The sequence below is a fragment of the Pandoraea iniqua genome (assembly GCF_902459685.1).
GTDB lineage: Bacteria > Pseudomonadota > Gammaproteobacteria > Burkholderiales > Burkholderiaceae > Pandoraea > Pandoraea iniqua.
In genome coordinates, this window is record NZ_CABPSF010000003.1 from 776,302 (window position 1) to 801,280 (window position 24,979).

Genomic DNA, 24,979 nt, shown 5'->3' on the forward strand with positions numbered 1-24,979 from the left:
GGACTTCAACGATCGCCGCCAGCCCCGCAAATCGCCCCGCAAACCAGCGCAGGAACCGGTTTTCGGCGTAAATTCACGGAGACTCCCGTTATACTTCGTCCTACCGAAAAGAACATATTGCACATGTCGTCGAAGCCGTCCTTTCGTTTGGATCAAACTCCCGCCTGGCGCACCCTGCTCGAACACCGTGACGAGATCGCCAGCCAGCATATGCGCGACTGGTTCGCGGGTGCTGGCGCGAGCTCGCGTGTTGAACAATTCTCGCTGCGCGCCGCCGGCTTATACCTCGACTATTCGAAAAATCGCGTTACCGAAAAGACCCGCACCCTGCTCGCCCATCTCGCGCGTGAATGCGATGTGCCGGGCAAGCGTGATGCGATGTGGGCCGGCGAACACGTCAACGTCACCGAAGACCGTGCCGCCCTGCATATCGCGCTGCGCGCGCCCAAGGGCGTCACGTTTCGCGACACCACGGGCGACGTCAGCACCGGCGTGCACGCCACGCTCGCGCGCATGCGCAAGTTCAGCGACGACGTGCGCGATGGCCGCTGGCTGGGTGCCACCGGCAAGCGCATCCGCCATCTGATCAACATCGGCATCGGCGGCTCCGATCTCGGACCGCGCATGGTATGCGACGCGCTCGCCGCCTATGGGCGAGCCAACCTGTCGGCGCACTTCATCGCGAATATCGATCCGACCGAACTCGCCCGCACGCTGCCCACGCTCGATCCGGAAACCACCCTCGTCGTCGTTTGCTCGAAGACGTTCACCACGCTCGAGACGATGACCAACGCGCGCACCATTCGCGCGTGGTTCATCGAGCATGGCATTCCGGAGTCGGAGCTCGGCAAGCATTTCGTCGCGGTGTCGACGAACGTCGAAGAAGCGACGCGCTTCGGCATCGGACGGGAGAATGTTTTCGAATTCGGCGAATGGGTAGGCGGACGCTATTCGCTTTGGTCATCCGTCGGGCTGATCATCATGCTGTACCTCGGCGCGCAGCATTTCGACGAAATGCTGGCCGGTGCGCATGCCATGGACGAGCACTTCCGCACGGCTCCGCTCGAAGCCAATATGCCGGTGCTGCTCGCGCTGCTGGGCATCTGGTATCGCAATTTCTTCGACGCGCAGACGCTGTCGATTGCCCCGTACACCGACGCCCTCCAGAAGCTGCCGCCCTATTTGCAGCAGCTCGACATGGAGAGCAACGGCAAGTCGGTGCAGATCGACGGCACGCCGGTGGCATGGCAAACCGCACCGATCATCTGGGGCGAGCCCGGCACGAATGGCCAGCACGCCTATTTCCAGATGCTGCACCAAGGCACCACGCTCGTGCCGGTGGATTTCATCGCCGTGCTTCAGCCGCAGTATTCGCAGCCGGTCTACCTCGACCACCATCGCAAGCTGCTCGCCAACTGCTTTGCGCAGAGCGAAGCGTTGCTGCAAGGTGGATCGATGGCGACCGCCGAGCAGGCGGGCGGGCCGCTGGGCGCACAGCGCCGTTTCGAAGGCAACCGGCCGAGCAACACGCTGGTGATCGACAAACTCTCGCCGGAACGTCTGGGGGCGTTGATCGCGCTGTATGAACACAAGGTGTTCGTGCAAGCGGCGGTCTGGAACATCAATCCGTTCGATCAATGGGGGGTGGAGTTGGGCAAGACGCTCTGCCGCGCCATCGAGCCCGAGCTGGTCGATCCGTCGACTCTCACGCCCGATGCGCACGATGCCTCCACGGCATCGTTGATTCGACTGGCTGGTGAGGCGTTGAAGCCCAAGCGCTGATCGTGATTTGCTGCCACCTGCCAGTGTTTGCTGGTCGGTGCGCGCGAGCACAGGCGGCGCGAGCACATTGCGTGCATCGCGTCGCCAATCCTTCAGAAATAGTGCCGGTCAGACCGCCACGCCGTCGACCAAACGGCCGCCAGCCAGTTGCACCGTTGCGTCGCAACGCTCGGCAATCGCCAGATCATGGGTGACCAGCACGAGCGTTGCCCCGCTTGCCTCGTTGAGCGAGAACATCAGATCGATGACACGCTCGCCCGTCGCCGTATCGAGACTGCCGGTCGGTTCATCGGCAAACAGCACGACCGGCTGCGTGACAAACGCGCGGGCAAGTGCCACGCGCTGTTGCTCGCCGCCGGAAAGCTGCTTCGGATAATGCGTGAGGCGCGAGCCCAGACCCACTTGTTCGAGCAACCCGATCGCACGATTGCGCACTTCGCGTGTCTCACCCAGAAGTTCGAGCGGCAGCATCACGTTCTCTAGCGCCGTCAGGTGCGGCATCAACTGGAATGACTGGAAGACGAAGCCGATGGCACCGCGCCGGAGTGCAGCGCGGCCTTCTTCGTCGAGCTCGCCGAGCGACTTGCCGAGCAGCGTGACGCTACCGTCGGTTGCCGTATCGAGCCCGGCCATCAGGCCCAGCAGCGTCGATTTGCCCGAGCCCGAGGCCCCGACAATCGCCACGCTCTGGCCTTTTGCGACGGAAAAATCGATATCCTGCAAAATGACGAGCTCACCGGTGGCATCGCGCAACCGTTTGCCCAGACCCCGCACTTCAATTACGTTTTCGGAAAACGACATGGCAAGAAGACAGTTCTTGAAATTGGCCGCCTCAGCCCTCGTAGGCTGCTGCATCCTGACAGGGACCGCGGCGCACGCGGCAAGTTCTGGCGCGCCGACAATTCTGGTCGTGGGCGACAGCCTGTCCGCGGAATATGGCATCGCCCGCGGCGCAGGCTGGGTGAACCTCATGCAACAAAAAGTTGCGCAAAGCGGCTTCGATTATAACGTTGTCAACGCCAGTATCAGTGGCGATACCACAAGCGGCGGCCGGGCCCGTCTGGCGCCCTTGCTCGATCGTTATCATCCCGCGATCACGATTCTGGAGCTTGGCGGCAACGATGCCTTACGCGGCATTTCACTGGATCTCACGCGCGCCAATCTGCGCGAGATGATCGAGTCGTCGCGCAAGGCCGGCAGCCGGGTGATCGTGGTCGGCATGCGCATTCCGCCGAATTACGGCACCGAGTACGGCGAGCAGTTCTTCTCGATGTTCGCCACCCTCGCCAAGCAGGAAAAGACGGGCTACGTGCCGTTTCTGCTCGACGGCGTGATCGAGCATCCCGACTGGTTCCAGCAAGACCAGATTCACCCGCTCGCCAAGGCACATCCGCAAATTCTGCAAAACGTCTGGCCAACGGTCGCGCCGCTGCTCAAGCCTGCCGGCAAGACACCACCGAGAGCCGCAGGTGGCCGCGCGGCGAAACCGGGGGCGTAACCCTCCGACGTTCCGCGAGGAGCGCCGTTAATCGAAACTCGGAAGCGCCCCAAAGACGCATCGCTCGTTTCCCGATAGCCTGATTCCCTAACGCCGACATCCAAATCGCCGCATTCGTTGCTCGCACGAATGCGGCGATTTTTTCGTGTCGGAAAAATCGGAAGACATCGGAAGACATTGGGAGACCCGACATTCAACTTGGTCGAACTACCTGCCTACTAGCAACAGCCTGCCTGTTGCCAGTTTTCACCGCAGCCGCAGCCGCCGACGCCGGCGCCGCCGGCACCACGACTTGCGCCTCACCTTGGCCCTCGGCAAAGGTATCGTTTGAAGCCAAGATCGGTTACCTGAATCTGGAAACCAAAGCCTCGCCGTTCGTTACGGTGGAAATTGACGGGCAGCCTCGCCGCCTGCTTCTCGATACTGGCACCAATCTCAACGTGCTCTGGGACACGTCTCTTTCCGGTAAGGCTGCCTCCGGCCCGAAGAGGATCGTCCAGACCGAGGTGGCACAAACGCAGTCCACGCAGGCATCCCACCGCATGAGCGATGGTCTTCACGAAGCATTCGACTCACTGTTTCACTGGATTCCACCGTCAATCCTCGCCGACGACGGTCTGTCCGGCATTCTCAGCCCACAAGTTACTGCCCATGAAATCGCGGGCAGCCGTCGATCATTTGCGGTGCTTGATTTCGATCGGGATTGCTTCTTCGTCAGCCCTGCATTTGACATCGACGACACGCCTGCCTACCGGCTTGCGCGAGGACGCGGCATACCCAACCCTCATCGCGTCATGGCGACCTCGCTCGGCCTGTATGACGCGAAGATTCCCGTCACGGTGGATTCCGGAGCGGAGCAGAGCAACCTTCTCAGGACGCTCGTTTCGGCGCTGCCGAAGGTAACCGCGACGACACGAATCGCAGACCTGTGGGGCAATGTGCTGACCAACAAAACGTATATGCGTCGCGTCAGCTTCACGTTGAACGGCATCGAGCACCGAAACGTTCTCGTGGCCGAAGCAGATGCCGTCCAAGAAGGAGGATCAACAACGCTCGGCACCATTGGCATGGATATTCTGAGGAATCGCGTTGTCATCCTGAGCTCGGATACCCGCGAGTTTTACCTGCTGGTGCCCGTCAGAAAGCTGTGAATGCATCCGACCGGCGACGCCATAAAAAAAGCGCGGCTATCGAGCCGCGCTTTTTCTTGCTACCCGGCCTGCGCCGGTGGTCGTGCGTTGGATCATGAGATCCGTGTGATCCGTGTAATCCGCTGGATCAGGTGCCCGACTTGGTCACGTCGTTGACGACCTTGACCTTTGAACGAGCCCGCAGATCGCCCACCCACGCATTCCACTCGGCTTGTGCCGCCAACTGGTTGAGCTGCTGCGTTTCCGCGGCCAGACGCTGCGGATCTTGCGCCGCCGGTTGGGTGACCTTGCTGATGCGATACACGGCATAGCCCTGACCATTGCCCAGATCGACGCCCACATAGGCCGGCAGCTTCGCCGTATCGGCACCGAAGATTGCCGTCAGCGCGTTCGGCGGCAGCTTGCCCGGGTTGTCACGCGAGATCGTCTGCGTGGCACCGAACGCGGCATCGCCGCCCTTCTTCAGCGCATCGAGCTTGGCCTCGCCAGCCTTCTTCGCTTCCTCTGCCGCCATGTCAGCCACCAACTGCTGCTTGACCTGCGCTTCCACCTGCGTGAGCGGCGGCGTTGCGGCCGGGTGATAGGTCACCACGTGCGCCGACACCAGCACACCCTGCCCCACATCCACGGCTTCGGTGTTGCGCTTGTTCTTGAGCGATTCGTCGGCAAACACGGCCTTCAGCAGCTTCTCGTTGCCGATCGGGCTTTGCGCTTGCGCCGGGTTAGCCGTGCGCGTGACCTGCGCCGTCTGCACCTTGATGTTCAGCTTGTCGGCCACCGGTTGCAGGCTGTCCGGTTGTTCGTACACGGCATTGGTGAACTGGTCGGCGAGCTTGGCATACGCCTTGGCCGATTCTTGCTGGCGATACTGATCGGCCAGTTGCGCCTTCACGTCTTCAAACGGCTTGGTCGTTGCCGGCTTGATGCCCGTCAACTTGATGATGTGATAACCGAAGTCGCTCTTCACCACGTCGCTCACTTCACCTTCGCTCTTGAGTGCGAACGCAGCATCGGCGAACGGCTTGACCATCGCGTCACGCGTGAAGAAACCCAGATCGCCGCCATTGGCCTTCGAGCCCGGATCTTCCGAGTTCTGGCTGGCCAGCTTGGCAAAGTCGTTCGGGTTCTTCTTCAGTTGCGCGAGCAGGTCGTCGGCCTTGGTCTTCGCTTTCGCGTGATCGGCAGGCGAAGCGTCCGCCGGCGATGCAATCAGAATGTGCGAGGCACGGCGCTCTTCCGGCGTCGTGTACTGCTTCAGATTGTCGTTGTACATCTTGCGCAGCACGTCGTCGCTCGGCGCTGCCAGTGCCGATGCCGGCATGGCCTTCGGGTCGAGCACCACGTACTGGATCTCGGCCGACTCGGGCGTCTGGAACGATGCCTTGTGCGCGTCGTAATAGGCTTGCACCTGCGCTTGCGTCGGCGTGACCTTGCCGGCGAAGTCGGACACCGGGAACGCCAGTGCGGCGACATCACGCTGTTGTGCACGCAGTTCCGCAAAACGATCGATCACAGCCTTGGGGAGCATGGCGCTAGCCTGCACACTGGCGGGCAACTGGTTCGATGCGAGTTCGTAGCGAATCTGCGCTTCGAGACGCTGCGGCGTGAGGTTCTGTGCCGCGAGCAGTTGTTCGTAAGCGGTTTCGTCGATCGAGCCATCGGCGCGGCGCAATTGCGCAATCGCCGGAATCGCGAGCAGCGCTTCACGCACTTGCGTGTCGGGCACCGACAGGTTCTTCTTGAGGGTTTCCTGCGTGAGCAGCTTCTGCTGGATCAGGTTGTCCAGCACGGCGCTGCGCATTTCAGGCGTGTTGATCTGACTGGCATCGACGGCGCCGCCGAACATCTGCTGCATGCGCTCGGTTTGTGCGCGCAGCACGCTGTCGTACTCCTGACGCGTCACGGTCTGATCGCCGACCTTGGCGATCGTGCCTGCATCCGAGGTGTACTCCTGCAAGCCGTGAACGCCAAACACCACAAACGACGGCACGATCAACACCGTCAGGAAAATGAGAACCAATCGTTGGTGGCGCCGAATGAAGTCGAACATACGAAATCGGAAGAGTCGTCAGGAAGCGTCTTTGGGACGTCCATATGGCAAAAAAGGCGAACCGAAGTTCGCCTTTTCACAATTTGGCGGAGCGGACGGGGCTCGAACCCGCGACCCCCGGCGTGACAGGCCGGTATTCTAACCAACTGAACTACCGCTCCCCAAGATCTGGAACTGGTGGGTGCTGAGGGGCTCGAACCCCCGACCTACGCCTTGTAAGGGCGCCGCTCTACCAACTGAGCTAAGCACCCGTTCCCGATTCTAGTTTTGTTCTTACTGCTGCTCCCTGCCTAGGCAGGAAAGTCGATCAGTTTACTGTATCTTTGAGATTTTTGCCAGGGCGAAATTTCGGAACCTTCGCTGCCTTGATCTTGATCGCTGCGCCAGTGCGCGGATTGCGACCCGTGCGTCCTGCGCGCTTCGTCACGTGGAAGGTACCGAAGCCCACCAACGTCACATCGTCACCCTTCTTCAACGCTTTCTTTACTGCACCCACAAAAGCATCGAGTGCACGACCGGCAGCGGCTTTCGAAATGTCTGCCTCACCCGCGATATGATCGATCAGTTCCGTCTTATTCACTGTAACCCCCTTGCAAGGATAGTAGGCGATTGAGCCGCGGAGGCGCTCTTAACGCGCCTTGACATTGATCTGCGAAGGTCCGCTGGCTTTGCCATTAGACAAGCCGCAAACCCTGATGTCAAGCCGTTTTGCGCTGTTTTGGCGGCTTAGGAAGCACTCCTGAGTCATCACTTCCGGACGCTATTTTCGACCACTTTGCGTGAATAAAAAAAGCCCGGGGAAAACCCCGAGCTTTTTGCAGACTTTCGGCTCAGCGAACGACATCGAAATCGATGATCGTCGTTCGCCGCTCCTCGTCACATGCTGACGTCAGTGCTTGATGACTTCCTGCTTACCGCTGCCATCGGCATTCGGCGTCACCGGTGCTGCCTTCGGCTCTTCCTCGGGCAGCGGTGCCGGTGCATGTTCCAGCGCAAGCTCCAGCACTCGGTCGATCCAGCGCACCGGCATGATCTCCAGCGCGTTCTTGACCGTATCGGGAATCTCGGCGAGATCCTTCACGTTCTCTTCCGGAATCAACACGAGCTTGATGCCGCCACGATGTGCTGCGAGCAGCTTTTCCTTGAGACCGCCGATCGGCAGCACTTCACCGCGCAGCGTAATCTCACCGGTCATCGCCACATCCGCACGCACCGGAATACCGGTGAGCACCGAGACGAGCGCCGTGGTCATCGCGATACCGGCGGACGGACCGTCCTTCGGCGTCGCACCCTCGGGCACGTGAATGTGAATGTCCTTCTTCTCGAACTGCTCATCGGACACACCCAGACGACGCGAGCGCGAACGCACCACCGAACGTGCAGCTTCGACCGACTCCTTCATCACGTCGCCGAGCGAACCCGTGCGAATGATGTTGCCCTTGCCCGGCATCACTGCGGCTTCGATGGTCAGCAAATCGCCGCCCACTTCCGTCCACGCGAGACCCGTCACTTGGCCGATCTGGTTTTCCTTCATCGCCAGACCGAAGTCGAACTTGCGCACGCCGAGGAAGTTGTCGAGGTTACCTGCATCAACCTTGATCGACGTACCGTCGACCTTCTTGAGCAGCAACATCTTCACGACCTTGCGGCAGATCTTAGAGATCTCGCGTTCCAGCGAACGCACACCCGCTTCCCGCGTGTAGTAGCGAATGATGTCGCGAATCGCGGCTTCGGTCAGATCGATCTCGCCTTCCTTCAACCCGTTGTTCTTCTTCTGCTTCGGCAGCAGATAACGCTGGGCGATGTTGACCTTCTCGTCTTCCGTGTAACCCGACAGGCGAATCACTTCCATACGATCGAGCAGCGGCGCCGGAATGTTCAGCGAGTTCGACGTCGCCACGAACATCACGTCTGACAGATCGAAGTCGACTTCGACGTAGTGGTCCGAGAACGTGTGGTTCTGTTCCGGATCGAGCACTTCGAGCAGCGCCGAACTCGGGTCGCCACGGAAGTCCATGCCCATCTTGTCCACTTCGTCGAGCAGGAACAGCGGATTGCGCACAGCCACCTTCGACAGGCTCTGCAAAATCTTGCCCGGCATCGAACCGATGTACGTCCGGCGGTGACCGCGAATCTCGGCCTCGTCGCGCACGCCACCCAATGCCATGCGCACGAACTTGCGGTTCGTTGCACGAGCGATCGACTGGCCGAGCGACGTCTTACCGACACCGGGGGGCCCCACCAGGCACAGAATCGGCGCCTTCACCTTGTCCACGCGCTGTTGCACAGCAAGATACTCAAGGATGCGTTCCTTGACCTTCTCAAGACCGAAGTGGTCTTCGTCGAGCACCTTCTCGGCGTTCGTCAGGTCGTTGTTCACCTTGCTCTTCTTGCGCCACGGCAGACCGACCAGCGTGTCGATATAGTTGCGCACGACGGTCGCTTCTGCCGACATCGGTGACATCAGCTTGAGCTTCTTGAGTTCGGCGTCGGCCTTCTTCTTGGCTTCCTTGGGCAGATGGGCGCCCTTGATGCGCTTCTCGAGTTCTTCGAGATCGGCACCTTCTTCGCCTTCGCCCAGCTCCTTCTGAATGGCCTTGACCTGTTCGTTCAGGTAGTACTCGCGCTGGCTCTTCTCCATCTGACGCTTCACGCGGCCGCGGATACGCTTCTCCACCTGGAGAATGTCGATCTCGCTTTCGAGTTGCGCCAGCAGATGTTCGAGGCGTTCGATGACCGGGAACATCTCGAGAATCTTCTGCTTCTGCTCGAGCTTAAGCGGCAGGTGCGCAGCGATGGTGTCAGCCAGACGACCCGCTTCGTCGATGCCCGACAGCGAGGTCAGGATCTCCGGCGGAATCTTCTTGTTGAGCTTCACGTACTGATCGAACTGCGCCACGATGGCGCGACGCAGCGCCTCGGATTCCGGCGAGTTGCCGTCATCCGGTTCGAGCGGCATGACTTCAGATGTGAATTGCGTTTCTTCTTCGTCCACGCTGATCGTGCGTGCACGCTGAATGCCTTCGACCAGCACCTTGACGGTGCCATCGGGCAGTTTGAGCATTTGAAGGATGTTCGCCACGCAGCCGATCTCGTAGAGATCTTTGGCCGTGGGCTCATCCTTGGCGGCCGCTTTCTGGGCGACCAGCATGATGTGCTTGCCGCCTTCCATGGCGGTTTCAAGCGCTTTAATCGACTTCGGACGCCCCACGAAGAGGGGAATCACCATGTGCGGAAACACGACCACGTCGCGCAGAGGCAACAGGGGCAGTTGAATCGCTTCGGGCGGGAGGATTTGGGTGCCTGACATCTCGTTCCCCATAATTAACGATACCGTTGTGTTCCAGCTAATTGAGGCCGCCGACAGGAATTACAAGGGGGTGAAACAACCCTTCTGCCGGTAAGGTGCACCACTCGGGGTTTCATTGCCCGTGGCACTAGTATGAAGGAAAAAAAGCCGTCCATGTTTCCATGAACGGCTTTGGGTATCACTGAGTTGACCGTTCAGTTAGAGCCGGCAACCTTGGGCGACTCCTGGTAGATCAAGAGCGGTTTGCCGTCGCCGCTGATCGCGTTATCGTCCAGAATCACCTTGGTCACCCCTTTGAGTGACGGCAATTCGTACATCACTTCGAGCAGCGCTTGTTCGATGATCGAACGCAGGCCACGCGCGCCGGTCTTGCGCTTGATGGCCTTGCGGGCCACCGCATGCAGCGCTGCCGGGCGAATTTCCAGCTCGACGCCTTCCATCGCAAACAGGCGCTGATATTGCTTGAGCAGTGCGTTCTTCGGCTCGATCAGGATCGTGACCAGTGCGTCTTCGTCAAGCTTACCCAACGTGGCAACCACCGGCAGACGACCGATCAGTTCCGGAATCAGACCGAATTTGATCAGATCTTCCGGTTCGGTTTCGAGCAGCAACTCACCGGCATCACGCTCTTCGCCCGTTTTAACAGTCGCACCAAAGCCGATACCCGTCTTCTCGGTGCGGTTCATGATGATCTTCTCGAGACCGTCAAAAGCGCCGCCGCAGATGAACAGAATGTTCGTGGTGTCGACTTGGATGAAATCTTGGTTCGGATGCTTGCGCCCACCTTGCGGCGGCACCGAAGCCATCGTGCCTTCGACGAGCTTCAGCAACGCTTGCTGAACACCCTCGCCCGACACGTCGCGCGTGATCGAGGGGTTGTCCGACTTGCGGCTGATCTTGTCGATTTCATCAATATAAACAATGCCCTTCTGCGCCTGCTCGATCTCGTAATTGCAGTTCTGCAGGAGCTTCTGGATGATGTTTTCGACGTCTTCACCGACGTAACCGGCTTCGGTCAGCGTGGTGGCGTCGGCAATCACGAAGGGCACGTTGAGCAGACGGGCGAGCGTTTGCGCGAGCAGCGTCTTGCCCGAACCGGTCGGCCCGATCAGCAGGATGTTGCTCTTGGAGAGTTCGACCTCGTCGCGCTTGTCGCCGATGTGCTTCAAACGCTTGTAATGGTTGTAGACCGCGACCGCCAAAATCTTCTTGGCGCGATCCTGACCGATCACATATTGATCGAGGCTTTCGCGAATCTCCTGCGGCGAGGGCAAATCCGACTTGCCGCCACTACCGCTCTCGTCTTCGGCCGCAGCGGCCTCGTCGCGAATGATCTCATTGCACAGATCAATGCACTCGTCGCAGATAAACACGGACGGCCCCGCGATGAGCTTCTTGACCTCGTGCTGACTCTTTCCGCAGAAGGAGCAGTAGAGTAGCTTTTCGCCGTTGGAAGTGCTTTTTTTATCCACCATATCTGTGTCAGCCTGCTAGCAATTTGCGCCCCGGTCGTCCCCCGATGGGGGCGGCAAACGCGGCATAGTGAATTCCATTGTAACGCCATGCCGCGCGGGCGTGTGGCCCACCCGCGACAGCGACAATTTTCCTTTTACGACAAAGACTTGGCGCGAACATCCGGACTTTCACGTCGAAAAAACCGATGTCGCGCCAACGTTTGCCGTCAGGCGGCCGGGCCGCCCGGGCCGGTTACCCGGCTCAGTGGCGCCTCAGAGACAGACGCCTCAGGGACGCTTTTCCAGCACGCGATCGATAAGCCCGTACTCGACGGCATCCGCAGCCGACTTGAAGTTATCGCGATCGGTGTCGCGCGCGATGACTTCCAGCGACTGGCCGGTGTTCTCGGCGAGCAGCTTGTTGAGACGTTCCTTGAGCAGCAGGATTTCGCGGGCGTGGATTTCGATGTCCGACGCCTGACCACGTGCACCGCCCAACGGCTGGTGAATCATGATCCGGGCGTTCGGCAGCGCGAAACGCTTGCCCTTCTCGCCCGCGGCCAGCAGGAACGCGCCCATGCTGGCAGCCATGCCCATGCACAGCGTCGAGACAGCCGGCTTAACGAACTGCATCGTGTCGTACATTGCCAGGCCGGCCGAAACCGAACCACCCGGCGAGTTGATGTACATCGAGATTTCCTTGTCCGGATTTTCGCTCTCGAGGAACAGCAACTGGGCGACAACGAGGTTGGCGGTCTGGTCGTTGACCTCGCCCACCATGAAAATAATGCGCTCCTTGAGGAGTCGCGAGTAGATATCGTATGCGCGTTCGCCACGACCACTTTGCTCGACGACCATCGGCACGAGGCCAAGGGCCTGCGATTCGAGAGCGGAGTTGTGCGTCGGGGAAGCGAGTTGGGCGAGCAATTCGGAACGGGTAATCATGACGGTTCGACCCTTCTATCGAGATGGTTTTGCGCGCCGCAGGGAGGAGGCCCGAAAAGGCCGGTTGGAAACACTGCTGCGGCCTTGCGGCCGCAGCAGGTCAAACGCGATGTATCGAGGTCGATCAGTTTTGCGTGTTGCCGGCCAGCTCTTCGAAGCTGACTTGCTTGTCCGTCACCTTCGCTTTGCTCAGGACGAACTCAACAACGTTGTTCTCGACGACGAAACCTTCCATCTCCGCCATGCGCTGCTGATCGCCATAGTACCAGCGGACGACTTCTTGCGGGTCTTCGTAGCTCTTTGCGAACTCTTCGACTTCGGCCTTGATTTGTTCCGGCTTGGCTTGCAGGTCGTTTTGCTTGACCAGCTCGGCCAGAATCAGGCCCAGCTTGACGCGGCGCTCGGCTTGTTCCTTGAACATTTCAGCCGGGATCGGCACGTTGCCGGCGTTCGGCACGCCACGTTGCGCCAGATCCTGACGGGCCATCGCCACCAGACGTTCCTGATCTTGTTCGACCAGTGCGTTCGGCACGTCGAGTTCCGAGACCGAGATCAGTGCGTTCATCACTTGATCTTTAAGGAGCGCCTGCGTGCGACGCTTCACTTCGCGCGACAGGTTTTCCTTGATGTCGGCGCGCATCTTTTCGATGCTGCCGTCGGCGATGCCGAGCGACTTGGCGAACTCGGTGTCGACTTCCGGCAGATGTGCCCACTCAACCTTCTTGAGCGTCACGGTGAACGTTGCCGTCTTACCGGCGACTTCCTTGCCGTGGTACTCGTCCGGGAACTTGAGTTCGAATTCCTTCGACTCGCCAACCTTCAGACCCAGGGTTGCCTTCTCGAACTCCGGCAACATGCGGCCTTCGCCGAGCACGAACACGAAGTCTTCAGCCGAACCGCCAGCGAACACTTCGCCGTCGATCTTGCCGACGAAATCGACCGTCACGCGGTCGCCTTCCTTGGCTTCCACCGTGCCGCCGTCGCCGTGTGCACCGGCTTCGCCGCGCACGTGGTAGTGCACGCGTTGCTTGCGCAGAATGTCGATCGTGCGATCGATTTCGGCTTCCGAGACGTCGGTCGTCGTGCGGTTGACTTCAGCCGTGGCCAGGTCACCGATCTTCACTTCCGGGTAGATTTCGAACGTGGCGTCGAATGCGTATTCGGTGTCGGCACCGTCAGCCTTCGGCGCGAAGCGCGGCTGGCCAGCGACGCGCAGGTCTTGCGCCTTGCTGACTTCGAAGAATTGCTGACCGACCTTGTCGCTGACGACTTCGGCTTCGACCTGACCACCGTATTGCTGGGTGACCATCTTCAGGGGCACCTTGCCCGGGCGGAAACCCGGCATGCGCACCGTCTTCGACAGCTTCTGAATGCGAGCTGCAACTTCTTTCTCGACTTCCTGCTTGGGCAGGGCGATGGTAAAGCGACGCTCGAGCTTGCCGAGGTTTTCAACAGAGATAGTCATGAGGATATTCATCCATCCAGAGGGTCGTTCTGTGTTGCGGCGAGGGAAATGCCGCAAGCGGACCCAGTCAGTTAATCAACCTTGGGCCGGAACCGGCAGTGTCTCGCCGGCTTCCCTCCGCCCCCGACGAATCGGGGTAGCGCCAAATGGTCTTGCACGTAAAGCGGGACATTTTAGCAAACTATTGCCACGCCTCCAGACTTTCGGCCCGAAATCGGAGAAATCGGGCAAAGCCGCCTATTTCTCCCCCGATTTCGTGCGTCAAATGCGCTTCTGCGTACGCCAGCACGCCTGTCCACGGCCCAGGACTGAACATTAGAGGGCCACGCCCAGAAAAAGATCTTGGGAGATGGGCATTCCCCGCCTACGATTCAATCGAACGTTTGAATGAAACGAAAGTTCATCTAGATGACGCGGCGCTGTGTTGCGTCCCAATGGAGGTTCGTCGTGAGCCCTCGCCCGTCGGCCGGCCGACAAGCCGGTGATACCAAGCTGCGCATCCTCGATGCCGCAGAAGACCTATTCATCGAATACGGCTACGAAGCCATGTCCTTGCGCCAGATCACATCGCGCGCCGAGGTCAATCTGGCAGCCGTGAACTATCACTTCGGCAGCAAAGAAACCCTGCTACAGGCCATGCTTTCGCGCCGGCTCGACCGGCTCAACGACGAGCGGCTTGCCCTGCTCACGCGCGCCGAATCTGCGTGGCCCGCGCCCAAGCTCACGTGCGAGCACGTGCTGGGGGCGATGTTCATCCCGGCGTTGGCCATTTCTCATCATCGCGACATCGGCGGCCCGGCATTCCTGCGGCTGCTCGGACGCGTCTACGCCGATCCGTCGCCCTTCATTCGCGACTATCTGCAACAGCACTACGCGCCGGTCTTCGAGCGTTTCTTCGAGGCTTTCGCCCGTGCCTTGCCGGAACTGCCGCGTCAGGAACTGGGCTGGCGCCTGCATTTCGCCTTACAGGCGCTTTCCGGCGTGCTCGCCAGCAGCGACACCACACGCCTGATCGACACCTTTGCCCAAGGGCAGCCCATGGGCGACCTGCAAGTGGTGGCCCGTCTGACCGCGCTGATGGTTGCCGCGCTCAAAGCGCCGATGCCGGGTGAAGAACAACTGGCGAGCTTCGCCGCTGTCTTCGCGCTCGCGAAGGATGCCGACGTCACCCCGCCACGGGAAGCCGGTCACATCGAGCCGGGCGAACCGGGTGACGAGGCGTCGAACCCACGGCCGGGTAGCAATAGCGGTAGCGGCCAGACGCAGAACGAAACGGACATGGCGCACCAATAACGCGCCAGAAGGTCTGACAAGAAGCCGTCGCCGGCGCATAACGCAAAAACGCGAACGCACCACGCGCCGCCAGACAGCTCAACGAAGACAGCCCCCGCGCTAGCGCGCCCGCTCAGGCGGGCCCATTTCCGCAGGAAGGCCGTACCGAAAGGGAGGAAGACATGATGGTCCTATGGATTCTCGCGTTTGTCGTCGGAGTGAGCGCCCTGCTCCTCTATCGTGCCCACGCATGGCAATGGCTGATCGCCACCGTCCTTTGGGTGGGCGCCGGCGCCCTCGCCGAACTGACCGGCCCGATCGCCACCGTCATTCTGGCCATCGTGTTCATCTTGCCGGCACTCATCCTCAGCATCGCTCCGCTACGTCGCGCATGGGTCACCGCCCCGATGCTCGCCAAATTCCGCACCATCATGCCGGAAATGTCGGACACCGAAAAAGATGCCATCGAAGCCGGCAGCGTCTGGTGGGATGCCGACCTGTTCTCGGGGCGTCCCGACTGGCAGAAATTCTCGGCGTTTCCAGCCCCAAAGCTTTCCCCGGAAGAACAGGCATTCATGGACGATCAGGTCGAGCATCTGTGCGATCTGTCCAACGACTGGGAGAGCACGCAGGTCTGGCAAGACCTGCCGCCTAAGGCATGGCAATACGCCAAGGACGCGGGCTTTCTCGGCATGATCATTCCCAAGCGCTACGGCGGCCTCGAATTCTCCGCGTATGCGCACTCGCAGGTCGTGATGAAACTGGCGTCGCGCTGCTCGGCGGCGGCCGTCTCGGTCATGGTGCCCAACTCGCTCGGCCCGGCGGAGCTGCTGCTCCACTACGGCACCGAAGCGCAGAAGGACTACTACCTTCCCCGTCTGGCGAAGGGCGACGAAATCCCGTGCTTTGCCCTCACGAGCCCCTATGCCGGCTCGGACGCCGCCGCCATCCCCGACGTCGGCATCGTCTGCCGCGGCACGTTCGAGGGCCGCGAAACGCTCGGCTTTCGCGTGACGTGGAACAAGCGCTACATCACGCTCGGCCCGATTGCCACGGTGCTCGGCCTCGCCTTCCGCGCGCTCGACCCCGACCACCTGCTCGGCAGCGATGACGAACCCGGCATCACCTGCGCGCTGATTCCGACGAATCATCCGGGCGTGGTCATCGGGCGCCGTCACTGGCCGCTCAACGCGGTTTTCCAGAACGGCCCGAATTCAGGCAAAGATGTGTTCATCCCGCTCGACTGGGTCATCGGCGGTCAGGCGCAGGTCGGCAAGGGCTGGCGCATGCTCATGGAATGCCTTGCGGCCGGCCGCGCCATCTCGCTGCCGTCGTCCAACGTCGGCTATTCGAAGATCGCCGTGCGCGCCACGGGCGCCTACGCTGCCGTGCGTCGCCAGTTCCGCACGCCCATCGGCAAGTTCGAAGGCGTGCAGGAAGCCCTCGCGCGCATGGCCGGCAATCTGTACGCGATGGACGCCGCTCGCCGCATGGCCGCGCTCGCCGTCGACCTCGGCGAGAAGCCGTCCGTCATTTCGGCCATTGCGAAGTACCACGTGACCGAGCGCGCGCGCAAAGTCGTCAACGACGGCATGGATGTCGTCGCGGGCAAAGGTATCTGCATGGGCCCGAACAACTTCCTTGCCCGCGCCTATCAGCAGATTCCGGTGTCGATCACCGTCGAGGGCGCCAACATCATGACGCGCTGCCTGATGATCTTCGGTCAGGGCGCCATTCGCTGCCATCCGTATGTGCTGAAGGAACTCGCCGCCGCGCAGACGGAAGACCACACCGCCGCCGTGCGTGCATTCGACGACGCCCTGTTCGGGCACCTTACGTTCGTCACCAGCAACATCGTGCGCGGCGCCTTGCAGGGCATCACGCAGGCACGCTTCTCGAGCGTGCCATCGGCTGCCGCGCCGGAATTGCACGCCTATTACCGGGGCGCCAACCGCATGTCCACGCTGCTGGCGATTGCATCCGACGTGTCGATGGCCGTGCTGGGCGGCTCACTCAAGCGCCGCGAAAGCATCACGGGCCGTCTGGGCGACATCCTTTCGCAACTGTTCCTGCTCACCGCCACGCTCAAGCGCTTTGAAGATGAAGGACGCCCCGAGGCCGACCTGCCGCTCGTGCACTGGGCCGCGCAGGACGCGCTCTGGCAGGCCCGCGAAGCCTTCGAGGGCGTGCTGGCGAACTACCCGTCGCGCTTTGTCGGCTGGTGGATGCGCTGGAAGCTCACCCCGCTCGGCCTGCCGTATGGCAAGCCGTCCGACGCACTGGCCGCCAAGGTGGCCGAGATCATGCAAACGCCCGGCGACGCCCGCGAGCGTCTGATCGCCGGCAGCTATTCGCCGCGTCCCGAGATCGATGAACTGGCGTACGGCGAGATCGTTTTCAAGATGACGCCGCAAGTCACCGTCATCGAACAACGCCTGCGCACGGCCGTCAAGGAAGGCCGCTTGCCGACCATGCCGCAGAGCTTGCCCGAATTCGCCGAATGGGTGGAAAACGCGGCGCGGCTGCAACTCATCACCGCGCAGGAGCAACGCACGCTCGCTCAATACGCGGACTATGCCGCGCGGGCGGTGGCGGTCGATGACTTCCCGGCAGACTTCGGCCGTGCTGCCGACATGCGTCAGGCGAAGCAGAGCGATGATGCTGACGAAGCCGTAGCGCACGAGGCGACGACGTAGCCGCCTGCGTGCCTTCGGGCTTACGCAATGGCACGGTGGAACCGGTGCGTCGATGCTTCAACGTCTCGGCGCCCCCCCAACCCCGGCTCCACCGGCTCCCGCACTCCCGCATCACCACAGCGACGCCTCCTCCCCTAAAGACGCTGACCAACATCGCCAAAGGATCCTAGCGCCGTGACGACGTCCGACCGATATCTCGCCTTTGCCAACTCCGCCGTGGGCAGCAAGCTCGCCAATGCGCTGGGGCTGCCACGCCCTGTCCCGCTCGAGCGCATGCCCGCTTACGGTGAAACCGATGCCGAAGCGTCGACACATGCCATCTCGCCGCCGCTGGCCGTCGTCGGCGGTGCGGGCGATGCCCCGTTGTTACCCACGCTCGCCCGCGAGCTGCACTGGCTGGGCGTGCCGAGTCTCGCGCATGCCGATCGACTCGACTGGATTGCCCGCGCCAATCAGGCCGGTACCATGAGCGGGCGATTCAATGCCGCCGAGGGTGTGCGTCCGAAAGCCCTGCTCTTCGACGCCAGCGCGATCGCCAGCACCGACGAGCTCACCTCGCTCTACACCTTCTTCCACGACACCCTCGCCACGCTTGACCGCTGCGCACGCGTGCTGGTGTTTGGCCTGCCGCCGCATCTGGCCAACACGCCGCAAGCCAGCACGGCCCAGCGCGCGCTTGAGGGCTTCGTCCGCTCACTGGCGAAAGAACTCAAACGCGGCGCCACCGCGCAGTTGCTCTACGTCGCGCCAGCCGCCCGCGAGTCGTTGCATTCGACGCTTCGCTTTTTCCTCTCGCCACGCGCGGCGTACGTCAGCGGTCAGGTCGCCACCTTGCAAGACCCGGTCTTCGAAACGCCGCCCATGCGCGACCAGCGGCCGCTCTCGGGGCAGACGGCTGTCGTCACCGGCTCCGCGCGCGGCATCGGCGAAGCCATTGCGACCGTGCTGGCCCGCGACGGCGCGCACGTGGTTTGCGTCGACATCCCCTCGGCACAAGAAGCCCTCAGCGCCGTGGCGACACGGTTAGGCGGCAGTCCGCTGAGTTGCGATATCGCCGCCCCCGACGCCGCAGCCATCCTCAGGGCGCATCTGGCTGTGGTCGCCCCTCAGGGCCTCGACATCCTCGTGCACAACGCCGGCATCACGCGCGACAAAACACTTGCCCGCATGAGCGAAGCGCAATGGCAGAGCGTGCTCGACATCAACGTCGGCGCACCGCAGCGGCTGAACGCTGCGCTACTGGAAGCCGGCACGTTGCGCGAGCGGGCCCGCATCGTCGGCGTGGCATCGATCAGCGGCATTGCCGGCAACCGGGGCCAGACGAATTACGCCGCATCGAAGGCGGCCGTCATCGGCATGGTCGAAGCGTGGGCACCCTTGCTCGCAGAGCGGCACATGAGCATCAACGCCGTAGCGCCGGGGTTTATCGAGACACAAATGACGGCAGCGGTGCCGTTCGCGATTCGCGAGGCCGGACGCCGTATGAATTCGCTGGGACAAGGCGGGCAGCCGGTCGATGTCGCCGAGACGATCGCATGGCTCGCGCATCCCGCATCGGGGGCGCTGACCGGACAGGTCGTGCGCGTGTGTGGCCAAAGTCTGCTGGGAGCGTGACCATGTCCGACGACCCTCTGTCATCGCAAGTCACAGTGGACACAGTGGACGCTGTGGATGATGCCCCCGCCAAGCCCGGGAGCCCCCCATCCAACGCTGCTGCCGAACGCATCGGGGCGTCCCCCGGGCACGGTTCGCCGTCTCAAATCACGCCAGCGACGCTGTGGTCCGCCATCTGGCCCGACACGCCGCCCGCGCAGGACGTGCGCCACGTCACGCGTCCACCGTCGCCGCTGATGCTCTATCTGCGCGCTTTGAGTTCGTCGCGAAAGCCCGCGCGCGCACAACCGATGCCGTCGATTGCCTTCGAGCGCCGGAACGTTCCGCTCGACGCCGACGACATCGCCCGCTACGCGAGCCTCTGCGGCTTCTCGCCCGCGCACGGCGTGCCGCCGACGTGGCCGCATCTGCTGGCGTTTGCCCAGCACATGCTGCTGATGACCGACCGCGCGTTTCCGTTCGCCATGCTCGGCATGGTGCATCTGGCGAATCACAACCGTCAGTTCGCCCGCCTGTCGGTCGGTGATCGTCTCGATCTGCACGTGCAATGCGGCGCGCTGTATGCGCACGATAAAGGGCAAGTATTCACGGTGCTGACGACCGCGCGCCGCGACGGCAATATCGTCTGGACGGGCGAAAGCCTGTACTTGCGCACCGGCGTCAAAGACCCGCTCGGTGCGCCGTACCGAAGCGAACTGCGTGCGGATGCGACGCTGGTGACGTCGGAGAAATTTCTGGCCCCGGCCGATCTCGGCCGCCGCTACGCACGTGTTTCCGGCGACTACAACCCGATTCATCTGTGGCCGCTCACCGCAAAGTTGTTCGGCTTCGAGCGACCGATCATCCACGGCATGTGGAGTTTTGCGCGCTCGCTCGCCACCGTATTGCCTGCACAGGCTGGCGACCAGCTCGACCTGCTGGTGGAATTCAAGACACCGTTGCGGCTGCCCGGCGAAGCCACGCTCTGGCGAGAGCGCAGCACCCCCACCAAATGGGTCAGCACGCTCGATACGCCCCACTCGGCGGGCAATGTGTTCGAGTTGCGCGACGCCACCGGCACCGTGCCGCATCTGCGCGGACGCTGGCAGTCGTTCGACACGGCGCCGGCCACCGAGGCTGCCGCAGCCATTGATCCCACCAGCCTTCCCCCGACTTCCCCGACCGCATCGCTAACTCCGGACCGCACATGAGCGCCTTCAAACCCACCGCGCCTGCCCCTGCCCTGCGCCGCGTCGCGATTCTCGGCGGCAACCGCATCCCGTTTGCACGTTCGAACACGGCATACGCGACCGCTTCGAATCAAGACATGCTCACCGCCGCCCTTCAAGGCCTCGTCGACCGCTTCTCGCTACACGGTCAGACCCTTGGCGAAGTGGCCGCCGGCGCCGTGCTCAAACACGCCCGCGACTTCAACCTGACGCGCGAATCGGTGCTCTCCACCACGCTCGCGCCACAAACACCGGCCTACGACGTGCAGCAAGCCTGCGGCACCGGGCTGGAGACAGCGATCCTCACCGGCAACAAGATCGCGCTGGGTCAGATCGACGTGGCCATTGCGGGCGGCGTCGACACCGCGTCGGACGCCCCCATCGGCGTGAACGAACAACTGCGAAAAATCCTGCTGGAAGCGAATCGCCAGCGCAGCACCGGCGGCAAGTTGGGGGCCTTTGCCAAGGTGCGCCCGGGCATGTTGTTCAGTCCGTCGCTGCCTCGCAACGGCGAACCACGCACGGGCCTGTCGATGGGCGAGCACTGCGAGTTGATGGCCAAACGCTGGCAGATCGAACGCGCGGCGCAAGACGTGCTCACGCTGGCGAGCCATGAGCATCTGGCCGAGGCGTACGAACGCGGCTTCTTCCTCGATCTGATGACGCCGTTCCGCAACCTGCAACGCGACAACAATCTGCGCCCCGACCTGACACTGGAAAAACTCGAAAGCCTCAAGCCCGTGTTCGACCGCAGCGCGACAGGCACGCTGACCGCCGGCAACTCCACGCCGCTCACCGATGGGGCGTCGTGCGTGCTGCTGGCCAGCGAAGATTGGGCGCGCGCACACGACATCCCGGTACTGGCCTATCTCACTTATTCACAAACCGCTGCCGTCGATTTCTTCAACGCCGACGAGAGTCAACGCGAAGGCCTGTTGATGGCCCCGGCCTACGCCGTGCCGCGCATGCTGGCGCAGGCAGGGCTCACGCTTCAGGACTTCGACTTCTACGAGATTCACGAAGCCTTCGCCGCGCAGGTGCTCTGCACCCTCAAAGCGTGGGAAGACCCGCAGTACTGCCGCGACAAGCTGGGCCTTGCTGAGCCGTTGGGCAGCATCGACCGTCAGCGGCTCAACGTGAATGGCAGTTCGCTCGCCTGCGGCCATCCGTTTGCGGCAACCGGTGGACGTATTCTCGCCACGCTCGCCAAGCTGCTCGCGCAGCGGGGCGGCGGGCGCGGCTTGATTTCGATCTGTGCCGCCGGCGGTCAGGGCGTAGTCGCGATTTTGGAGCGCTGAACGAGGCAGGAGACAACCTCTGGGAGGAGGAGACGATGGACCAAGCTGTGCAACAAGACCGCGAAGACCGCGTGTGGCTGAACACCTATCCGGCAGGCGTACCGGCGGAAATCGACGTCACCCGTTACGCATCGCTCGTGCAGGCTTTCGACGAGTGGATCGGCAAATACCGTGAGCGCGCCGCGTTCGTGAGCCTTGGCAGCGACATCACCTATGCACAGGTGGAAAAGCGGGCGCGTGCGTTTGCCGCGTGGCTGCAAGCGCGCGGGGTGCGCAAGGGCGACCGTGTGGCGCTGATGATGCCCAACTGCCTCCAGTACCCGATCTGCCTGTTCGGCACGCTGATCGCCGGGGCCGTCGTCGTGAACGTCAACCCGCTTTACACCGTGCGCGAGCTCTCGCATCAGTTGCGCGACAGCGGCGCGTGCACGATCGTGGTGTTCGAGAATTTCGCGAAGACGTTGCAGGCATCCCTCCCCGGCACCGAAGTGCGCAACGTGGTCATCACGCAAATCGGCGACCTGCTCAGCGAAGGGCTGAACGCCAAGGGACGGCTCGTGAACTTCATCATGCGGCGCGTGGCGAAACAAGTACCGCCGTACGATCTGCCGCAAGCCATCCCCCTCAAGCATGCACTGGCCGAAGGCGCCAAGGCACGCACCGCACAGCAACTCACCCCCGTGCCGCTGACCCGTGACGATCTGGCGTTTCTGCAATACACGGGCGGCACGACCGGGCTAGCGAAAGGCGCCATGCTCACGCACGGCAACGTCCTCGCCAACCTGCTGCAAGCCGAGGCATGGGTTTCCGACCAGCTCACCGACGAGATCGAGACGAACCTGTCGCTGCTGCCGATGTATCACATCTTCTCGCTGACCGTGAACTGCCTGATGTTCATGAGTCTGGGCGGGCGCAACATCCTGATCGCCAACCCGCGCGATGTGAAGAAGGTCGTGTACATCATCCGCAACGAGACCTTTTCCGGCGTAGCAGGCGTCAACACGCTGTTCAACGGCTTGCTGGAAGACGAAGGATTCCGCGCCCGCGATTTCTCGAAACTCAAGCTCTCGCTCGCGGGTGGCATGGCCACGCAACGCGCAATTGCCGAGCGATGGAAGCAGGTCACCGGCAAGCCGATCATCGAGGGCTACGGCCTCACGGAATGCTCGCCGATCGTCACGATGAACCCGATCGATCTCGCGCACATCGACGACATGGAATTCTCCGGCTCGATCGGCCTGCCGGCACCGTCGACCGACGTGCGTTTCAAGCGCGAAGACGGCACGTGGGCCGATCTCGGCGAGCCGGGCGAGCTTTGCGTGCGCGGGCCGCAGGTCATGCGCGGCTACTGGCAGCGCCCCGAAGATACGGCGAAGACGTTCGATGCCGACGGCTGGCTGCTGACCGGCGACATCGGCGTGATGGACGCGAATGGGTTCGTGCGGCTCATCGACCGCAAGAAAGACATGATTCTCGTCTCGGGCTTCAACGTCTATCCGAACGAGATCGAAGATGTGGTGGCACTGCACCCGGGTGTGCGTGAAGCCGCCGTCGTCGGCGTGCCCGACCCGGTGGCCGGCGAGCGCGTGAAGCTGGTCGTGGTCGCCAAAGACCCGCAGCTCACGGCCGAGGCACTGCTCGCCCACTGCCGCGAACACCTCACCGCTTACAAGGTGCCGCGCATCGTTGAATTCCGTCAGGGCGAACTGCCCAAGACGACCGTCGGCAAGATCCTGCGGCGCGAACTGCGCGAGCCAGGACCGGCCGAGGCCACGCCTGCGGCGCCCCCACCCCCGCACGCATGACCGGTGTCGCGCGGCGCGTCACGCGGGCAACCCCTGCGTGCGCCGCGCGGCCTGCCCTGTGTCATATCGGCACAGGCTACCGTCGATTCAGGGAGACAAAATCCATGTCCACAATTCACGCCCCCCGCTTGCGGCTGGGCATTGCCCTCGCGCCGCTTGCGATTGTCGTCGGCCTGCTCACCGCACCCCGCGCCAACGCGCAGACCAGCGGCGCCGACGTCGCCAAACTCGCCGCGATGCCCGTCGCGCAACAGACGCAGTGGCTCTCGCAGACGATCAAGAGCGGCGAGCTCGCGAAAATGAACGACGACGCCATCGTCGCCGGCATGCAGGCGCTCAACCCGGAAGCCCTCGTGCGTTTTCTCAAAGCCGAGTCGGCCGCGCTGCCCGAATACCAATACGAGTTGACGCGTCACGAACGTATCAACAACCAATGGCAAACCACGCCCGATCGCATGCTCGTGAAGATTCGCGAGAAGCCCTTGCAGATCTACGCCAAGTGGCTGCCTGACGGTGCCCACAGCGGTCAGGAAATCATCTACGACGAGAACAAGAACCCGAAAGAGATGTACGGCCATCTGGGTGGCATTCTCGGTTTCACGTCGATCTGGAGCAGCATCGACGGCACACTGGCGCGCTCGCAGTCGAATCACACCGTGCGCGATCTCGGCTTCGGCTTCATCGCGGAACAGATTGCGCACGATGGCCGCAGCTTCCGCGCCGCCGGGCTGCCGGAGAAACCCGCGAGAATTTCGGTATCCGAAGTGAATGGTGTGCGTGTGCTGGCACTGGAATGGGACGCCCCGTCCGGGCCGCCGCAACACTATGCCAACAAGTCGCGCGTGCTCATCGATCTGAAGACGGGCCGGCCACGCGGTATCGAGGCGTGGGATGCCTCAGGGCAGAAAACGGAGGAAATGCGCTTCGAGAAGGTGCGCAAGGAACAATGGACGGATGCCACGTTCGATCCGAAGAACCCGGACTACAAGTTCTGACCGGACTGACTGACCTCGCCCGATACGCGGAAGTCTCGGCACCCTAACGCGCACACGCGCAAGCAACGACGAAAGCCCGCCACCCTGCGATGGGGTGGCGGGCTTTCGCTTATCCGGCGATCAGCGGCCCGAGAGCCGCGGGTCAGTACGCGAGAATCAAAAAACGGCGGACGCTCAGGTCTGCGGCAGTTCGATCTTCACTTCGAGCACTTCCAGGTTGTCCTGGTGCTCGACACTGACTTTGATGTCGTCTTGGGCGATCTTGACGTACTTGGAGATGACGGCAACCAACTCACGTTGCAGCGCCGGCAGATAATCTGCCGGCGGCGACGAGCCCGAGCGTTCGTGCGCCAGAATAATCTGAAGGCGCTCTTTAGCGACGGAAGCGGTCTTTTTCTTCTCCCCCAGGAGGAAAGACAGGAAGGACATGGGCGCG

The 24,979-nt window shown here is 62.2% G+C and carries 18 protein-coding genes and 2 tRNA genes; 10 read left to right on the plus strand and 10 right to left on the minus strand.

The features are described from left to right. Positions 1-123 precede the first annotated feature (123 nt). On the plus strand, positions 124-1,782 hold the full coding sequence (pgi, locus tag PIN31009_RS14460; RefSeq protein WP_174996079.1) for a glucose-6-phosphate isomerase: 1,659 nt from the start codon (positions 124-126) through the stop codon (positions 1,780-1,782). Positions 1,783-1,890: 108 nt separating this feature from the next. On the opposite strand, the gene PIN31009_RS14465 is transcribed toward pgi, so the two are convergent. After that, the gene (locus tag PIN31009_RS14465) at positions 1,891-2,583 is read right to left on the minus strand and encodes an ABC transporter ATP-binding protein (protein ID WP_150684340.1); all 693 of its coding nucleotides are present in this window, start codon (positions 2,581-2,583) and stop codon (positions 1,891-1,893) included. Here PIN31009_RS14465 and PIN31009_RS14470 point away from each other — a divergent pair. Continuing rightward, a complete protein-coding gene (locus tag PIN31009_RS14470) occupies positions 2,582-3,280 on the plus strand; it encodes an arylesterase (protein WP_150790685.1) in 699 nt (232 codons plus the stop codon). The genes PIN31009_RS14465 and PIN31009_RS14470 overlap by 2 nt on opposite strands. A 236-nt stretch (positions 3,281-3,516) precedes the next feature. Further along, positions 3,517-4,431: a hypothetical protein gene (locus PIN31009_RS14475; protein ID WP_150790686.1), complete on the plus strand. Its 915-nt coding sequence runs from the start codon at positions 3,517-3,519 to the stop codon at positions 4,429-4,431. Positions 4,432-4,558: 127 nt separating this feature from the next. Here the strand turns inward: PIN31009_RS14475 and PIN31009_RS14480 are convergent, their stop codons facing one another. The 8 genes from PIN31009_RS14480 to tig form a co-directional block, all read right to left on the minus strand. Continuing rightward, positions 4,559-6,481, minus strand: coding sequence for a SurA N-terminal domain-containing protein (locus PIN31009_RS14480; protein ID WP_150790687.1), 1,923 nt, complete (start codon positions 6,479-6,481; stop codon positions 4,559-4,561). An 84-nt stretch (positions 6,482-6,565) separates the two neighbouring features. Continuing rightward, positions 6,566-6,642, minus strand: a tRNA-Asp gene (locus PIN31009_RS14485). A gap of 14 nt (positions 6,643-6,656) precedes the next feature. Beyond that, positions 6,657-6,732 (minus strand) — tRNA-Val (locus PIN31009_RS14490). 56 nt (positions 6,733-6,788) lie between these two features. Continuing rightward, a complete protein-coding gene (locus PIN31009_RS14495) occupies positions 6,789-7,061 on the minus strand; it encodes an HU family DNA-binding protein (RefSeq protein WP_058378343.1) in 273 nt (90 codons plus the stop codon). A gap of 309 nt (positions 7,062-7,370) precedes the next feature. Further along, complete coding sequence (gene lon / locus PIN31009_RS14500) at positions 7,371-9,791, minus strand: endopeptidase La (protein ID WP_058380233.1); 2,421 nt, start codon at positions 9,789-9,791, stop codon at positions 7,371-7,373. 194 nt (positions 9,792-9,985) lie between these two features. After that, positions 9,986-11,266, minus strand: a complete 1,281-nt coding sequence (clpX, locus tag PIN31009_RS14505) for an ATP-dependent Clp protease ATP-binding subunit ClpX (protein ID WP_058378342.1) — start codon at positions 11,264-11,266, stop codon at positions 9,986-9,988. A gap of 267 nt (positions 11,267-11,533) precedes the next feature. Next, positions 11,534-12,187: an ATP-dependent Clp endopeptidase proteolytic subunit ClpP gene (clpP, locus tag PIN31009_RS14510; protein ID WP_170935944.1), complete on the minus strand. Its 654-nt coding sequence runs from the start codon at positions 12,185-12,187 to the stop codon at positions 11,534-11,536. 127 nt (positions 12,188-12,314) lie between these two features. After that, positions 12,315-13,655 (minus strand): trigger factor, encoded by a 1,341-nt coding sequence (gene tig / locus PIN31009_RS14515; RefSeq protein WP_058378340.1) that lies wholly within the window; start codon positions 13,653-13,655, stop codon positions 12,315-12,317. A gap of 447 nt (positions 13,656-14,102) precedes the next feature. Between tig and PIN31009_RS14520 the strand changes: the two genes are divergently transcribed. The 7 genes from PIN31009_RS14520 to PIN31009_RS14550 all read left to right on the plus strand — a co-directional run bounded on the left by PIN31009_RS14520 (position 14,103) and on the right by PIN31009_RS14550 (position 24,543). Next, entirely contained in the window at positions 14,103-14,948 is an 846-nt protein-coding gene (locus tag PIN31009_RS14520; protein ID WP_246185675.1) for a TetR/AcrR family transcriptional regulator, read from the plus strand. A gap of 164 nt (positions 14,949-15,112) precedes the next feature. Continuing rightward, positions 15,113-17,623 carry an acyl-CoA dehydrogenase gene (locus PIN31009_RS14525; RefSeq protein ID WP_425495492.1) on the plus strand — a complete coding sequence of 837 codons (2,511 nt, stop codon included), beginning with the start codon at positions 15,113-15,115 and terminating at the stop codon, positions 17,621-17,623. A gap of 174 nt (positions 17,624-17,797) precedes the next feature. Further along, positions 17,798-19,237, plus strand: coding sequence for a 3-oxoacyl-ACP reductase (locus PIN31009_RS14530; RefSeq protein WP_150790689.1), 1,440 nt, complete (start codon positions 17,798-17,800; stop codon positions 19,235-19,237). Between the two features lie 2 nt (positions 19,238-19,239). Further along, on the plus strand, positions 19,240-20,427 hold the full coding sequence (locus PIN31009_RS14535; protein WP_246185676.1) for a MaoC/PaaZ C-terminal domain-containing protein: 1,188 nt from the start codon (positions 19,240-19,242) through the stop codon (positions 20,425-20,427). Then, complete coding sequence (locus tag PIN31009_RS14540; RefSeq protein WP_150790690.1) at positions 20,424-21,743, plus strand: acetyl-CoA C-acetyltransferase; 1,320 nt, start codon at positions 20,424-20,426, stop codon at positions 21,741-21,743. The genes PIN31009_RS14535 and PIN31009_RS14540 overlap by 4 nt, the downstream gene beginning before the upstream one ends. Positions 21,744-21,778: 35 nt before the next feature. After that, positions 21,779-23,548 carry an AMP-binding protein gene (locus PIN31009_RS14545; protein ID WP_150790691.1) on the plus strand — a complete coding sequence of 590 codons (1,770 nt, stop codon included), beginning with the start codon at positions 21,779-21,781 and terminating at the stop codon, positions 23,546-23,548. A gap of 104 nt (positions 23,549-23,652) precedes the next feature. Further along, entirely contained in the window at positions 23,653-24,543 is an 891-nt protein-coding gene (locus tag PIN31009_RS14550; RefSeq protein ID WP_150790692.1) for a DUF1571 domain-containing protein, read from the plus strand. A 174-nt stretch (positions 24,544-24,717) separates the two neighbouring features. On the opposite strand, the gene minE is transcribed toward PIN31009_RS14550, so the two are convergent. Continuing rightward, positions 24,718-24,972 carry a cell division topological specificity factor MinE gene (minE, locus tag PIN31009_RS14555; RefSeq protein WP_058378334.1) on the minus strand — a complete coding sequence of 85 codons (255 nt, stop codon included), beginning with the start codon at positions 24,970-24,972 and terminating at the stop codon, positions 24,718-24,720. Positions 24,973-24,979 lie beyond the last annotated feature (7 nt).